The sequence below is a fragment of the Cellulomonas sp. plas2 genome (genome assembly GCF_057221735.1).
On the sequence record NZ_CM170155.1, the window covers coordinates 3,510,219 to 3,524,607 of the forward strand.

At 75.6% G+C, this 14,389-nt stretch carries 10 protein-coding genes, 1 tRNA gene and 1 other RNA gene; 4 read left to right on the plus strand and 8 right to left on the minus strand.

Features of this window, described 5'->3' with window-relative positions; all coding sequences use genetic code 11:
- Positions 1 to 208 precede the first annotated feature (208 nt).
- From AC2TDM_RS15605 to nagA, 4 genes are all read left to right on the plus strand, one after another.
- A complete protein-coding gene (locus AC2TDM_RS15605) occupies positions 209 to 2,632 on the plus strand; it encodes a transglycosylase domain-containing protein (protein WP_090031223.1) in 2,424 nt (807 codons plus the stop codon).
- Entirely contained in the window at positions 2,629 to 3,657 is a 1,029-nt protein-coding gene (locus tag AC2TDM_RS15610) for a metallophosphoesterase (RefSeq protein WP_090031225.1), read from the plus strand. Before AC2TDM_RS15605 ends, AC2TDM_RS15610 begins: the two co-directional genes overlap by 4 nt.
- 104 nt (positions 3,658 to 3,761) lie before the next feature.
- Positions 3,762 to 3,835: transfer RNA gene (locus tag AC2TDM_RS15615), tRNA-Pro, on the plus strand.
- 111 nt (positions 3,836 to 3,946) lie between these two features.
- The gene (gene nagA / locus AC2TDM_RS15620; RefSeq protein ID WP_484635222.1) at positions 3,947 to 5,095 is read left to right on the plus strand and encodes an N-acetylglucosamine-6-phosphate deacetylase; all 1,149 of its coding nucleotides are present in this window, start codon (positions 3,947 to 3,949) and stop codon (positions 5,093 to 5,095) included.
- A 37-nt stretch (positions 5,096 to 5,132) separates the two neighbouring features.
- On the opposite strand, the gene AC2TDM_RS15625 is transcribed toward nagA, so the two are convergent.
- The 8 genes from AC2TDM_RS15625 to AC2TDM_RS15660 all read right to left on the minus strand — a co-directional run bounded on the left by AC2TDM_RS15625 (position 5,133) and on the right by AC2TDM_RS15660 (position 14,263).
- Positions 5,133 to 6,212 carry an aspartate-semialdehyde dehydrogenase gene (locus AC2TDM_RS15625; protein WP_484635223.1) on the minus strand — a complete coding sequence of 360 codons (1,080 nt, stop codon included), beginning with the start codon at positions 6,210 to 6,212 and terminating at the stop codon, positions 5,133 to 5,135.
- A complete protein-coding gene (locus tag AC2TDM_RS15630) occupies positions 6,209 to 7,489 on the minus strand; it encodes an aspartate kinase (RefSeq protein WP_484635224.1) in 1,281 nt (426 codons plus the stop codon). The genes AC2TDM_RS15625 and AC2TDM_RS15630 overlap by 4 nt, the downstream gene beginning before the upstream one ends.
- A gap of 145 nt (positions 7,490 to 7,634) precedes the next feature.
- Complete coding sequence (locus tag AC2TDM_RS15635; RefSeq protein ID WP_090031345.1) at positions 7,635 to 8,219, minus strand: DUF5063 domain-containing protein; 585 nt, start codon at positions 8,217 to 8,219, stop codon at positions 7,635 to 7,637.
- A gap of 96 nt (positions 8,220 to 8,315) precedes the next feature.
- Positions 8,316 to 8,915, minus strand: coding sequence for a recombination mediator RecR (recR, locus tag AC2TDM_RS15640; protein WP_090031231.1), 600 nt, complete (start codon positions 8,913 to 8,915; stop codon positions 8,316 to 8,318).
- Between the two features lie 104 nt (positions 8,916 to 9,019).
- Complete coding sequence (locus tag AC2TDM_RS15645) at positions 9,020 to 12,304, minus strand: DNA polymerase III subunit gamma and tau (RefSeq protein ID WP_484635225.1); 3,285 nt, start codon at positions 12,302 to 12,304, stop codon at positions 9,020 to 9,022.
- Between the two features lie 110 nt (positions 12,305 to 12,414).
- An RNA gene (ffs, locus tag AC2TDM_RS15650) (signal recognition particle sRNA small type) lies at positions 12,415 to 12,511 on the minus strand.
- 40 nt (positions 12,512 to 12,551) lie between these two features.
- Positions 12,552 to 12,749: a hypothetical protein gene (locus AC2TDM_RS15655; protein ID WP_484635226.1), complete on the minus strand. Its 198-nt coding sequence runs from the start codon at positions 12,747 to 12,749 to the stop codon at positions 12,552 to 12,554.
- Between the two features lie 8 nt (positions 12,750 to 12,757).
- Complete coding sequence (locus AC2TDM_RS15660) at positions 12,758 to 14,263, minus strand: CoA-acylating methylmalonate-semialdehyde dehydrogenase (RefSeq protein WP_484635227.1); 1,506 nt, start codon at positions 14,261 to 14,263, stop codon at positions 12,758 to 12,760.
- Positions 14,264 to 14,389: the final 126 nt, after the last annotated feature.

Here is a 14,389-nt window from a genome sequence, read left to right on the forward strand (position 1 = left end):
CGGCCAGGTCTGTTCTGTCCGGTTCGGACCGTAGCGGCTGAGGTCCTCCCTGGGGAGAGGCCGGATCGGGCGAACCTCGTCGCGGACCTGTCGGGTCGGTCACACCCGCAGCGTCGTCACAGCGGGGAGGTCGCCGGACGTGCAGGTCCGGTGGAGGTCCGGCGGGGGCGACCCGGGCGCGTGGGTGCCCCCGTCTACCCTGGACGACATGCCCAACCCCCCGCGCGCGCGGCGCCGCGTCACCGGCTTCCAGGCGCTGGCGCTGCTGCTGAGCCTGGTGCTCGTCGCCGGCGTCGGCGGTCTGCTGACCGCCGGTCTCCTGCTGCCCGCCGTCGCCGTCGCCAGCACCGCCACCCAGGTGGGCACGACCGCGTTCGACGAGCTGCCGGGCGAGCTGAACGAGACCGCGCTGCCGGAGAAGTCGACCATCCGCGCCGAGGACGGCACGGTGCTCGCGACGTTCTTCGACCAGAACCGCGTGGTCGTCGGGCTCGACCAGATCGCCCAGCCCATGCGGGACGCGGTGGTCGCGACGGAGGACCGGCGCTTCTACGAGCACGCGGGCATCGACCCCGAGGGCATGATGCGCGCGCTCGTGCGCAACAACCTCACGGACTCCCAGGAGGGCGCGTCCACGCTCACGCAGCAGTACGTGAAGAACGTGCTGGTGGAGCAGGCGCTCGAGCAGGACACGGACGCCGAGCGCAACGCGGCGCTCGACGCGGCCCGCGGCGCCGAGGGCGTCGAGGGCTACGCCCGCAAGCTGCGCGAGGCGAAGCTGGCGATCACGCTCGAGCAGACGCAGACGAAGGACCAGATCCTCGAGAAGTACCTCAACATCGCGCAGTTCGGGACCTCGGTCTACGGGGTGGAGTCGGCGGCGCAGTACTACTTCAGCAAGTCCGCCGCGGACCTCACGTACCTCGAGGCGGCGACGATCGCCGGCGTCACCCAGAGCCCCACGCGCTACGACCCGGTGCGCAACCCGGAGAGCTCGCAGGGCCGCCGCAACACCGTGCTCACGCTCATGCGCAACCAGGGCTACATCACCGACGAGGAGTACGCGGCCGGGGTGGCCACGCCGCTCGGTGACACCCTGCGGGTGCAGGAGATCAAGAACGGCTGCATGACCGCGGGCGACGTCGTCGCGGGCTCGGGGTTCTTCTGCCAGTACGTCACGCAGGTCATCCGCAACGACCCGGCCTTCGGGGAGACGGAGTCCGACCGGATCTCGCTGCTGTACAAGGGCGGCCTCGACATCACCACGACGCTGGTGCCGACCGAGCAGGTGGCGGCGGACGAGTCCGTGAAGGCCGGCGTGCCGGTCGACGACCCGTCGGGCATCGCGAGCTCGATCGTCGTGGTCGAGCCCGGCACCGGGAACATCAAGGCGATGGCGCAGAACCGCGTCTTCAACAGCACGGCCGAGCTCGTCGACCGCCAGACCTCGGTCAACTACAACACCGGCTTCGATCTCGGCGGCAGCGGCGGGTTCCCGCCCGGCTCGACCTTCAAGCCCTTCACGCTGCTGGAGTGGCTCAAGCAGGGCCGGTCGCTCAGCGACCAGGTCAACGGCACCGTGCGACCGCTGAACAACAACATGTTCCGCGCCTGCGGCCAGCGCATGACGAGCTCGCCCTACACCCCGGGCAACGCCGAGGGCGGCGCCGGGACGATGAGCGTGCTCAACGCGACGAAGAACTCCGTCAACCTCGCCTACCTGACCATGGCGACGCAGCTCGACCTCTGCAACATCATGCAGGGCGCGGCGGACCTCGGCGTCGAGAAGGCAGGCGGCCCCCGCTCGGGCACCGGCACCTTCGACGCCCTGCCCGCGAACGTCATCGGCTCGAACTCCACCACCCCGCTCGACATGGCCGGCGCCTTCGCCGCCTTCGCCTCGGGCGGCGTGTACTGCACGCCGGTCGCGATCACGCGGGTCGTCGACGCGGACGGCACCGAGCTGCCCGTGCCGGACGCCGGCTGCCACCAGCAGATCGAGCCGAAGTACGCCAACGCCATCAACTACACGCTGAGCAACGTCTGGACCGGCACCGCGAAGTCGATGCGCGCCCCCACCTACACCTCCGCCGGCAAGACGGGGACGACGTCGGAGAACGAGCACACCTGGTTCGTCGGCTACACGCCGTTGCGTGCCGCGGCGGTCTGGGTCGGCTACTCCGAGGGCATGCGCGCCATGCAGGGCGTGAACGTCGCCGGGCGGTACATCCGCAACATGTACGGCGCCACCGTCGCCGGACCGACGTGGAAGCGGTACATGGACGCGACCATGGCCGGCATCCCCGTGCCCGCGTTCGCGGCCCCCGAGCAGGAGCAGGTCGTCGGCCGCCGCGTGAGCGTGCCGTCAGTGCTCGGCCGGTCCGCGACCTCGGCCCGCGCGGTGCTCGAGGGCGCCGGCTTCACGGTCCGCGTGGCCGAGGAGCAGGTGTCGTCCACCTACCCTGCCGGCACCGTCGCCCAGCAGTCCGCCCGGAGCGCCACGGCGGGCGCGACCATCACGCTCACGCTGTCCAACGGGCAGTCGCCGACGCCCACGGCGCCCCCGGCTCCGGCGGACGCCGGCGCGGGTGCCCCTCCGGGTCAGCAGCCCGCGCCCGGGCAGCAGGGGTGAGCGGGCCGGTCGACCCGCTCCTGCGCGGCGCGCTGGCGCTCGGCGCCCTCGGCGCCGGGGCGCTGGGGTGGGCGACGCTCGTCGAGCGCGACCTGTACGCGCTGCGCGAGGTCGCCGTGCCCATGCTGCCCGCCGGCCAGGCGCCGCTGCGGGTCCTCCACCTGGCCGACCTGCACCTGCTGCCGGGTCAGCGGCGCAAGGTGGACTGGGTGCGCGACCTGGCGTCGCTCGACCCGCACCTCGTCGTCGACACCGGTGACAACTGGTCGCACACGGAGGCGGGGCCGGCGCTGCTGCGGGCGCTCGAGCCGCACCTCGCCCGGCCGGGCGCCTTCGTCCTGGGGTCGAACGACTACGTGGCCCCCGTCCCCCGCAACCCCGCGCGCTACCTGCGGTCGGACTCCCGGGGCGCGCCCGCCCAGTCGACGCCGCTCCCGTGGCGCGAGCTCGTCGCCACCCTCGAGGACGCGGGCTGGACGAACCTCGAGAACCGCCGCGGCGTCGTCACGCTCGACGGGCGCCGCGTGGCCCTCGTCGGGACGTCGGACGCCCACCTCGACGCCGACCGGTACCCGCCCGCCGGCGGTCCCGACGACGCGCGCACCGGCGGCGACACGGGCGGTGACACGGTCGGTGGCACGAGCGGTGGCACGGGCGGTGGCACGGACGGTGGCACGGACGGTGGCACGGCCGGTGACGTCAACCTGCTCCTCGGGGTCACGCACGCGCCCTACCGGCGGGTCCTGGACGCCTTCCACGCCGACGGTGCCGACCTGGTCCTCGCCGGGCACACGCACGGTGGGCAGCTCTGCGTCCCGGGGTACGGCGCGCTGGTGACCAACTGCGACCTCGACCGCCGTCGGGCCAAGGGGCTGCACGGCTGGCCCGGGCCGCGCCCCGACCGCCCGGGCGGGCACCGGTCGACCTGGTTGCACGTCTCGGCGGGGCTGGGGACCTCCCCGTACGCGCCGGCGCGGTTCGCCTGCCGACCCGAGGCGACGCTGCTCACGCTGCTGCCCGCCTGACCGTCCGTCCGGCCGCCCGCCCGACCGTCCGCTCGACCGTCCGACCGCTGGGCGGGCGCGTGGTCCGGGCGGCGCGCGCGGTCCGGTATGCTGATCCGGCTCCCCGGGGTGTGGCGCAGCTTGGTAGCGCGCCTCGTTCGGGACGAGGAGGTCGTGGGTTCGAATCCCGCCACCCCGACCCAGGGATCCTCCGTCAGGAGGGCAGGAGGGGCCGGACCACCAGGTCCGGCCCCTTCGTCGTCCCTGGGGCCGCGCCCCGGTCACCGGACAGGCGCGGCAGGATGGGGCCGTGAGCTCCACCCTCCTCACCCATGCCCTCCGCGTCGACGCGGACGGTGAGGTGCCCGACGGCTGGCTCCTCGTCGAGGACGGCCGCATCGCCGCGACGGGTGCCGGGGGGACGCCCGACGGGCACGTCCGCGTCGAGAGGGTCCTCGACCTCGGCGGCGCGCTGCTCGTGCCCGGGTTCGTCGACCTGCACGGGCACGGCGGGGGCGGCGCGTCGTACGACGAGGGTCCCGACGCGGCGCGGGCGGCGCTGGACGCGCACCGCGCCCACGGGACGACGCGGGCGGTGCTGAGCCTCGTCGCCCGGCCGGTGGAGGAGCTGGCGAGGACCCTGCGGATGGTCGCCGCCCTGGCCGACGAGGACCCGCTCGTCCTCGGCAGCCACCTCGAGGGGCCGTGGCTGTCGCCGGAGCGGCACGGTGCGCACGAGGTGCGGCACCTGCGCGCCCCGCTCGCCGAGGACGTCGACGCGCTCCTCGACGCCGCGGCCGGCACGCTGCGCCAGGTGACGCTCGCGCCGGAGCTGCCGGGTGCCGCGGCGGCAGTCGATCGGCTCGTCCGGGCCGGCGTGCGCGTGGCCGTCGGGCACACGGAGACCGACGCCGCGGGCGCGGCCGCCGCCTTCGACGCCGGCGCGACGCTGCTCACGCACGCCTTCAACGCGATGCCGGGGATCCACCACCGCGCCCCCGGGCCGGTCGTCGCCGCGCTGCGCGACCCGCGCGTCACCCTCGAGGTCGTGCTCGACGGCCACCACGTCGACCCGGCGCTGGTCGCCGTGCTGGCGGCGGCGGCCCCGGGGCGGCTCGCGCTCGTGTCCGACGCGATGGCGGGCGCGGGCGCGCCGGACGGCGGCTACCGCCTCGGCGGCCTCGACGTGGGCGTGCGCGGCGGCGTGGCGACCCTCGTCGGGGGCACGACGATCGCCGGGTCGACGCTCACGCTGGACACCGCGCTGCGGCTGGCCGTCACGGAGGTCGGGCTCGACCTCGTCACCGCGGTGACGTCGCTGACGGCGACGCCCGCGCGGGTCCTCGGGCTCGACGACCGGCTCGGCCGGCTGCGGCCCGGCCTGGCGGCGGACCTCGTCGTGCTGGGTCCTGCGCTCGCCGTAGAGGGCGTGTGGGCGGACGGCCGCCGCCTCCGGTGAGGCGACGGCCGTCCGTCCGTGGCGAGGCGAGCGGCCGCTAGGCGGGCGTGCTCGCGAGGCGCGAGGCCAGCAGCTCGGCGATCTGCACCGCGTTGAGCGCCGCGCCCTTCCGCAGGTTGTCGTTGGAGACGAAGAGGGCCAGGCCGCGGCCCTCGGGCGCGCCCTCGTCCGCGCGGATGCGCCCGACGAACGACGGGTCCTGCCCGGCGGCGACGAGCGGCGTCGGGACGTCGGCGAGCTGCACGCCGGGCGCGGACGCGAGCAGCTCCGTGGCCCGCTCCGGCGACAGCGGCCGCTCGAACTCGGCGTTGATCGACAGCGAGTGCCCCGTGAACACCGGCACGCGCACGCACGTCCCGGAGACCAGCAGGTCGGGGAGGCCGAGGATCTTGCGCGACTCGTGGCGCAGCTTCTGCTCCTCGTCGGTCTCCGCGCGCCCGTCCTCGACGATGGAGCCGGCCAGCGGGATGACGTCGAACGCGATGGGGGCGACGTACTTCTGCGGCGCCGGGAAGTCGACCGCACCCCCGTCGTGCACGAGCGCGAGGGTGTCCTGCCCGACGGCGGCCCGGACCTGCTCGTCGAGCTCACGGGCGCCCGCGAGGCCGGAGCCGGAGACCGCCTGGTACGTGGAGACGACGAGGCGGCGCAGCCCCGCCTCCTCGTGCAGGACCTTGAGGACCGGCATCGCGGCCATCGTCGTGCAGTTGGGGTTGGCGACGATGCCGAGCGGGATCTCGTCGAGCGCCCCGGGGTTCACCTCGGAGACGACGAGCGGCACCTGCGGGTCGCGCCGCCACGCGGAGGAGTTGTCGACCACGGTCGCGCCGGCGGCCGCGAAGCGGGGCGCGTGCTCGCGCGACCCGGTCGCGCCGGCGGAGAACAGCGCCAGGTCGATGCCGGACAGGTCCGCGGTGGCGACGTCCTCGACGACGACGTCCTGGCCCTTCCACGGCAGCGTGGTGCCCGCCGACCGCGCGGAGGCGAAGTACCGGATGCTCGCGACGGGGAAGTCGCGCTCCTCCAGCAGCCGGCGCATGACCGCGCCGACCTGACCGGTCGCGCCGACGACCGCGACGCGCACGCCGCCGGCCCCGGCGCCCTCGAGCCCGCTCATCGTCCGGTCCCTCCGTACACGACCGCCTCGGCGGTCTCCGCGTCCAGGTCGAAGGCCGTGTGGACGGCCCGCACCGCCTCGTCGAGCGAGTCGGCGCGCGTGACGACGGAGATGCGGATCTCCGACGTCGTGATCATCTCGATGTTGATGCCCGCGTCCGACAGCGCGCCGAACAGCTTGGCCGACACCCCCGGGTGCGACTTCATGCCGGCCCCGACGAGCGAGAGCTTGCCGATGGTGTCGTCGTACTGCAGCGAGTCGAAGCCGATGTCCGGCTGGCGCGCGTCGAGGGCGGCGAGGGCCGCCGCGCCGTCCGCCGCGGGGAGCGTGAAGGAGATGTCCGTCAGGCCCGTGCGGGCGGCGGAGACGTTCTGGACGATCATGTCGATGTTGACGCCGGCGCTGGCGACGACGCCGAAGATGCGGGCGGCCTTGCCCGGCACGTCCGGGACGCCGACGACCGTGATCTTGGCCTCCGACCGGTCGTGCGCGACGCCGGCGATCATGGGCTGCTCCACCGGAGCCTCCTCGGGGGTCGGGGCGGGCTGGTCCGTCACCAGCGTGCCGGTGTGGGTGGAGAACGACGAGCGGACGTGCACGGGCACGCCGTAGCGGCGCGCGTACTCCACGCAGCGCAGCATGAGGACCTTGGCGCCGCTGGCCGCCAGCTCGAGCATCTCGTCGTAGCCGACGCGCTCGAGCTTGCGGGCCGTCGGGACGATGCGCGGGTCGGCGGTGAAGACGCCGTCCACGTCGGTGTAGATCTCGCAGACGTCGGCGTGCAGCGCGGCCGCGAGGGCGACGGCGGTGGTGTCCGAGCCGCCGCGGCCCAGCGTCGTGACGTCGTTCGTCTCGAGGTTGACGCCCTGGAACCCGGCGACGATGGCCACCGCGCCGTCGGCCAGCGTGGCGGAGATGCGGCTCGGCGTGACGTCGATGATGCGGGCCTTGCCGTGCACCTCGTCGGTGATGACGCCGGCCTGCTGGCCGGTGAACGACCGGGCCTCGACGCCGAGGCTCGTGATGGCGATGGCCAGCAGCGACATGGAGATGCGCTCGCCCGCCGTGAGGAGGATGTCCATCTCGCGCTGCGGCGGCAGCGGGGTCATCTGGTGGGCGAGGTCGATGAGCTCGTCCGTCGTGTCCCCCATGGCCGAGACGACGACGGCGACGTCGTGCCCCGCGCGCCGGGCCTCGGCCACGCGCTTGGCGACGCGCTTGATGCTGTCGGCGTCGGCCACGGACGAGCCGCCGTACTTCTGCACGATGAGGGCCACGGGAGTGCTTTCACGCGGGGGCGGGGACGTGCCGGAGTGTAGGCGGGGACCCCTCGGCGTCCGCGGGCGCTCCCGTCATGCGGACGCGCAGCCGCTGCCGGCGGGAGCAGCGGCTCCTGACGGCCGCCGCGGGTGGCGGAGGCGGTCAGCGCTGCAGCGCGTCGTACTCCGCCTCGGCGGCGACGTCGTCGTCCACGTCGAGCCGCAGGTGGGCGAGCATCGTCTGGAGGGCGCGCAGCACGCTCGAGGCGCGGTCGCCCCAGTCGGACAGGTAGGAGAACTGCCACCACCACAGCGCCTCGACCGGCCGGCCCTCGGCGTGGTGCGCCAGCCCGGTGGCCAGCGCCTGCGCGACCGACGCGAGCGCGCCGGACACCGTCGCCGCCGCGACCTCCGGCGCGAGCAGCGGGTCCACCACCTCGAGGTACTCGTCCACGCCCTCGAAGACGTTCGCCAGGCCGGTGCGCAGCGGGTCCACGTCGGGGTCGGGGCCGGCGTCGGGCTCGAAGCGCGACGGGGGCACGACGTCGGTCGTCGCCCCGAGGCGCGCCCCGATGGCCAGCACGTCCGAGACGGCCAGCAGCAGCAGCGGCAGCGCCTGCTCGGGGTTGGACCCGGCCGCGACCTCTGTCACGGTGCTGAGGAAGGCGCGGGCCTCCTCGGCGGTGACGTCTGCGAGCTCGCCGAGCTCCTCGCCGTCCCCCGCCGTCGTCCCTGCCCCAGCCGTCACGTCGCTCACGCCGTCCTCCTGCCCCTCGTCGTGCGGTGTCGTCGTCGGGTGTCGTCGCCGGATGTGTCGTGTCAGGTGTCGCGTCGGGCGCCGGTCTCAGGCGCTCAGCCGGCGCCGCCCCTCGAAGGCGCGGCCGAGCGTGACCTCGTCGGCGTACTCCAGGTCCCCGCCCACCGGCAGGCCCGACGCGAGCCGGCTCACGGTCAGCCCCATGGGGACGAGGAGCCGCCCGAGGTAGGCGGCCGTCGCCTCGCCCTCGACGTTGGGGTCGGTGGCGAGGATGACCTCGGTGACCGTGCCGTCCGCCAGCCGCGTCATGAGCTCGCGGATGCGCAGGTCGTCCGGGCCGATGCCGGCGATGGGGCTGATCGCGCCGCCCAGCACGTGGTACCGGCCGCGGAACTCGCGCGTGCGCTCGATGGCGACGACGTCCTTCGGCTCCTCGACGACGCAGATGGCCGCCGGGCTGCGGCGCGGGTCCCGGCAGATGCGGCACTGCGGCTCCTGCGCGACGTTGCCGCAGATCTCGCAGAACTGGACGCGCGCCTTGACCTCGGTCAGCGCCGTCGCCAGGCGCGCGACGTCCTGCGGGTCCGCGGCCAGCACGTGGAAGGCGATCCGCTGGGCGCTCTTCGGACCGACGCCGGGCAGCCGCCCGAGCTCGTCGATCAGGTCCTGGACCGCGCCCTCGTACACCCCGTCAGCGTACGGCGTGGCCGGCCCGTCGCCGCGGCGCCGGGCCGCAGGACCGTGCGGTAGCACCGTGCCCCGGACGGTCCGCCCGCCTCGCCGGACGCCCGTCAGCCGCCGAGGCCGTCGTCCACCTCCTCGTCGATGACGCGACCGCCCAGGAGCTGGGCGACGAGGGGTGCGCCGACGAGGCCCGCCTGCCCGACGTCCGGGTCGTCGGGGCTCATCTCGTCGAGCTCGGCCGCCCACCGGTCCTCCGGGCGTCCGCGCGTCGCCGCCGCGGCTCCGCCGGTGGGCTGGTCACCGGCGGCGGCGGTCGTCGGACCACCGGGCGCACGGGTGGCGGCGGACGTCGCAGGCCCCGACGGGGCCGGCGCGCCGGGTCGGGAGACGGGGGGAGGCGTCGTCAGCCGCGTGATCGAGGGGGCGGACGAGCGCACCGCCCGGGGTGCGTGGTCGGCCGTCCGGTCGTCGGCTGCAGGTCCCGGAGGTGCAGGCTGGCGGCGCCACCCGGTGTCCTCCGGCGGGGGCGGCCCGTCGTCCTCGGGCGGCTCCTCGTCGGCGAAGGGGATGTCGTCGAGGTGCGACCCCGGCTGCGGGTCCCGCGCACCCGGAGCCGCCGGCCCTGCCGGGGCGGGGCGAGGGGTGCGTCCCGATCCTGCCGCCGTCCGGTCCGACCCCGGCTCGGGGCGGTCGGTCGGTCCGTCCTGTCGCGTGCGGTCCGCCGGCCCGGCCCCCTCCGGGCGCGAGTCGTCCGCGCTCCCCGCCCTGCGCGGTGCCAACGGCGGGGTCGCAGCGGGGGCGTCCGAGGCCGACCCGCTCGAGGCCGGAGCGGCCCGGACGGGCGCGGACGGTGCCGTCGGTGTGGAGGCGGCCGACGTCCGCGGAGCCGGCGGGGACGAGGTGACCGGCGCGACGGTGAAGCCCCAGGACGCCTCGGCCTCCTCGCGCGAGAGGACACCCGGTGCGCGCACGACAGCGGTCGGACCAGGGCGCTCCGGAGCGGCGCCCGGATCGGGGTCGCCCTCGGCGGCACGCCGTCCGGCGTCGTCGCCGCGGGCGTCGGCAGCTGGACCGGCGGCGACCTCCTCCGGGTGTGGGCCCTCGTCCGGGTGGGGGTCCTCGTCCGGGGCGTCCTCGGGCTCGCCGCCGGTGCGGGACGCGTCCTGCCGACCGCGCGGCATGGGCGGCGTCGACGCCGCGGTCATCGCGGGCGGCGTCGACGCGGGGCTCGTCGCGGGCGGCGGCGTCGCCGGCGCGGCGGTCGCGCCGAGCGGTGCGGCACCGGGAGCCGGCGGCATCGCACCGGACCTCGCGGTCGTGGCTGCCGCCGCGGGCGGCGCTGTCGACGGACGTGCCGCGGCCGGTCCCGCACCGGCTGCGCCTCCGGCCGCCCCGTCGACGCGGACGTCGAAGCCGAGCGTCTCCCGCACCGCGCGGGCGACGACGTCCGCGTGCCCCCCGACGCGCAGGGTGTCCGCGAGGGCGGCGGTCGGGAACGACAGGCGCAGCGTCGTCGCGTCGAGGTCCTGGACCTGCGCGTTCTGGCTCACGAGGATCCAGGTGGCCCGGCGCAGGCCGCGCATCGTCTCGAGCACCTCCGGCCACCGCCGGCGCAGCATCTCCGTGTCCTGCCCGACCGGCCCGCTCACCGCCGCCGCGGGGTCGGCGACGACGGGCTCGACGGCCTCGGCACCGGCGGCAGGGGCGTCGTCGACGGGCCGGTCGGCGGCCCGGTCGTCGGTCCGGTCGTCGGCCCTGTCAGCGTCTCCGGCACGAGCCGATGCCCGCTCGGGCTCCTCGCTCGTGGTCGGCCCGCTCGTCCTCGGCGCGGTCGTCGCCGGCTCGCTCGTCGTCGGCTCGCTCGTCCTCGGCGCGCTCGTCGCCGCCTCGCTCGTCGCCGCCTCGCTCGTCGCCGCCTCGCTCGTCGCCGGCTCGGGCGTCGCCGGCTCGGGCGTCGCCGGCTCGGGCGTCGCCGGCTCGGGCGTCGCCGGTACCGAGGTCCTCCCGGGGACGACCGGCACGGGCAGCGGGCGTAGCGACGGCGCCGCCGCCGGGCGGGTGGCCTGTGCGGGCGAGGCCTCCTCCGGCACGCGCACGCGTCCCAGCGGCACCGCACCGGCGGCCCCCGGGGGCGCAGCGGTGGCGGTCGGGCCCGCCGGCACGCGCGCGCCGGGTCGGGCCGGGGCCGACCCCTCGTCGGGCCAGGGCGCCGGGTCCGTCGTGGCGCGCACGCGCTCGAGGCGGTCGAGCCGCGCACCCAGGCCGACGTGCGTGTCGTCGGCGGCGGGCAGCAGGAGCCGGGCCATGAGCAGCTCGAGGTGCAGGCGCGGCGAGGTCGCCCCGACCATCTCTGTCAGCGCGGCGTTGGCCAGGTCCGCGGACCGCGACAGCTCCGACATCCCCAGGTGCTGCGCCTGCGCCCGCATGCGCGCGAGCTGGTCCGCCGGCAGGTCACCGAGGGCGGCGGCGGCCGCGTCCCCCGACGCCGCGATGACGATGAGGTCCCGCAGCCGCTCCAGCACGTCCTCGACGAAGCGCCGCGGCTCGTGCCCGGTCGCGATGACGCGCTCGACCACGCGGAAGGCCGCCCCGCCGTCGCGCGCGGCCACGGCGTCGACGAGGTCGTCGAGCAGGGAGGCGTGCGTGTAGCCCAGGAGCGAGACCGCCCCCTCGTACTGCAGCCCGCGCTCGTCGGACCCCGCGATGAGCTGGTCGAGCACGGACAGCGTGTCCCGGACGGACCCTCCGCCGGCGCGCACGACGAGCGGCAGCACGCCCGGACCGACCGTCACGCCCTCCTGCCCGCACACGGTCTCGAGGAACGGCACGAGCACGTCCGGCGGGACGAGACGGAAGGGGTAGTGGTGGGTCCGCGAGCGGATGGTCCCGATGACCTTGTCCGGCTCCGTGGTGGCGAAGATGAAGCGGACGTGGGGCGGCGGCTCCTCGACGATCTTCAGCAGCGCGTTGAAGCCCTGCGGCGAGACCATGTGCGCCTCGTCGAGGATGAAGACCTTGAACCGGTCCCGGGCGGGCGCGAAGGTCGCGCGCTCGCGCAGCTCCCGCGCGTCGTCGACGCCGCCGTGGCTCGCCGCGTCGATCTCCACCACGTCGAGGCTGCCGGGGCCGCCGCGGGCCAGCTCGACGCAGGACTCGCAGACGCCGCAGGGGGTGTCCGTCGGGTGCTCGGCGGTGTTGCACGCGCAGTTGAGGATGCGCGCGAGGATGCGCGCCGACGACGTCTTCCCGCACCCGCGCGGGCCCGAGAACAGGTACGCGTGGTTGACCTGGCCGGTGCGCAGCGCCTGCCGCAGCGGGGCCGTCACGTGGTCCTGCCCGATGACCTCCGCAAAGGTCTCGGGGCGGTACCGCCGGTACAGGGCTGTCGTCACGCCCGCACCCTACGTGCCGCCCCTGACATCCGGCAGGGCCCCTCCGCCGCCTGTGCAACGCTGCGGTCGGGGGCCGCGACGAGGCCGCGCGTCGTCGTCGCCCCCGGACGTGCGAGGACCCCCCGCACACCCGCCAGAGCCCACCTGCCCTTGCTGCCTTCCGGCCCTGGGGGGGTTCAGCGGGATGACGCCGCACGAGGGGTCGGCACGAGGATAGCCCAGGCCCGGAGCCGCCCGGCACCCGGTGCTACAGCCCCCCGCGCTCCCGCTGCTCGCGCTGCTTCTGGGTCATGCGTACCCGCAGCGTGTCGACGGCGGCGAACAGCGCACCGAAGACGAGCGCGACGGGCACGTCCTGCCAGGCCAGCACCCTCGACAGCAGGCGCAGCCCGACGAGGAACACCGCCGCCACCAGCCCGGCGACGAGGACCGCACGCAGCAGCACGACGTCCCCTACTTCTGGCTGTCGCCGGAGAAGTGGAACGACGCCGCGGGCGCGGGAGCGGTCCGGTGCGGCCAGCGCTGCGTGACGACCTTCGCCCGTGTGTAGAACTGCACGCCCTCGGGCCCGTACACGTGCGACTGCCCGAACAGCGAGTCCTTCCACCCGCCGAAGGAGTGCCACGCGACGGGGACGGGGATCGGCACGTTGACGCCGACCATGCCCACCTTCACCCGGCGGCGGAACGTCCGGGCCGCCTCGCCCGAGGACGTGAACACCGCCGTGCCGTTGCCGTACGGGTTGGCGTTGATGACATCGATCGCCTCGTCGAGGTCCGCGACGCGCACCACGTCGATGACGGGGCCGAACACCTCCCGGCGGTAGACCTCGTGCTCGGGCCGCACGTGGTCGACCACCGTCGGCCCGACGAAGAACCCGTCCTCGTACCCCTCGACGACGAGGCCCCGCCCGTCGACGACGAGCGTCGCCCCCTGCTCCTCGGCGGAGGTGATGAGCCCCTCGATGCGCTCCTTGGCCGCCGCCGTGATGACGGGGCCCATGTCGGCGCCGGGCTGGTCCCCGGCGGTGACGCGCACGGCCCGCGCCCGGTCCGCGAGCCGCTCGACGAACGCGTCCGCGACGGCCTCCTCCACCACGGCCACCGACAGCGCCATGCACCGCTCCCCAGCGGCGCCGAACGCGGCGGCGGTGAGCTGGTCGGCGGCGTCGTCGAGGTCGGCGTCGGCCAGGACCACCCCGTGGTTCTTCGCCCCGCCGAGCGCCTGGACGCGCTTGCCCGCCGCGGTCGCCGTGGCGTGGACGTGCCGTGCCACGGGCGTGGAGCCGACGAAGGACACAGCGGCGACGTCCGGGTGGCGCAGGAGGGCGTCCACCACCGTGCGGTCGCCCTGGACGACGGAGAAGACGCCGTCCGGCAGGCCGGCCTGCGCCCAGAGGTCCGCGAGGAGCAGCGAGGCGGAGGGGTCCCGCTCCGACGGCTTGAGGACGAAGGCGTTGCCCGTCGCGATCGCCACCGGGCTCATCCACAGCGGCACCATGACCGGGAAGTTGAACGGTGTGATGCCGGCGACGACACCGAGCGGCTCCCGCACGGAGAACACGTCGATGCCCGTGGCGGCCTGCTCCGAGTGCTCGCCCTTGAGCAGCTGAGGGATCCCGGCGGCGAACTCGACGACCTCCAGCCCGCGCGCGATCTCCCCCCGCGCATCGGTGAGGACCTTGCCGTGCTCGCGCGAGACCACCGCCGCCAGCTCGTCCGTCGCGGCGACGAGCAGCTCCCGGAACCGGAAGAGCACCGACGCCCGGCGGCCCAGGGGGACGTCGGCCCAGGTCTCGGCCGCGGCCGACGCGCTCGCCACCGCGCGGTCGACGTCCTCGGTCGTGCCCAGGCCCACCTCGGCGACGACGCGGCCGGTCGACGGGTCGAGGACCGGCTGCGTGGCCGGGCCGGACGGCTGCGCGGGCTTGCCGTCGATCCAGTGCGTGACGAGGGGCATCGCGGTTCCTCCTGCCGGCGGCGGTCGAGGCCGACCGTAGCGCCTGGCGCGTCGCACCGGGGGCGGCAGCGCGAGGTGACCGTGGCGAGGGCGGGTCCGCGCGCCAGCCCGCAGGATGGACCGACA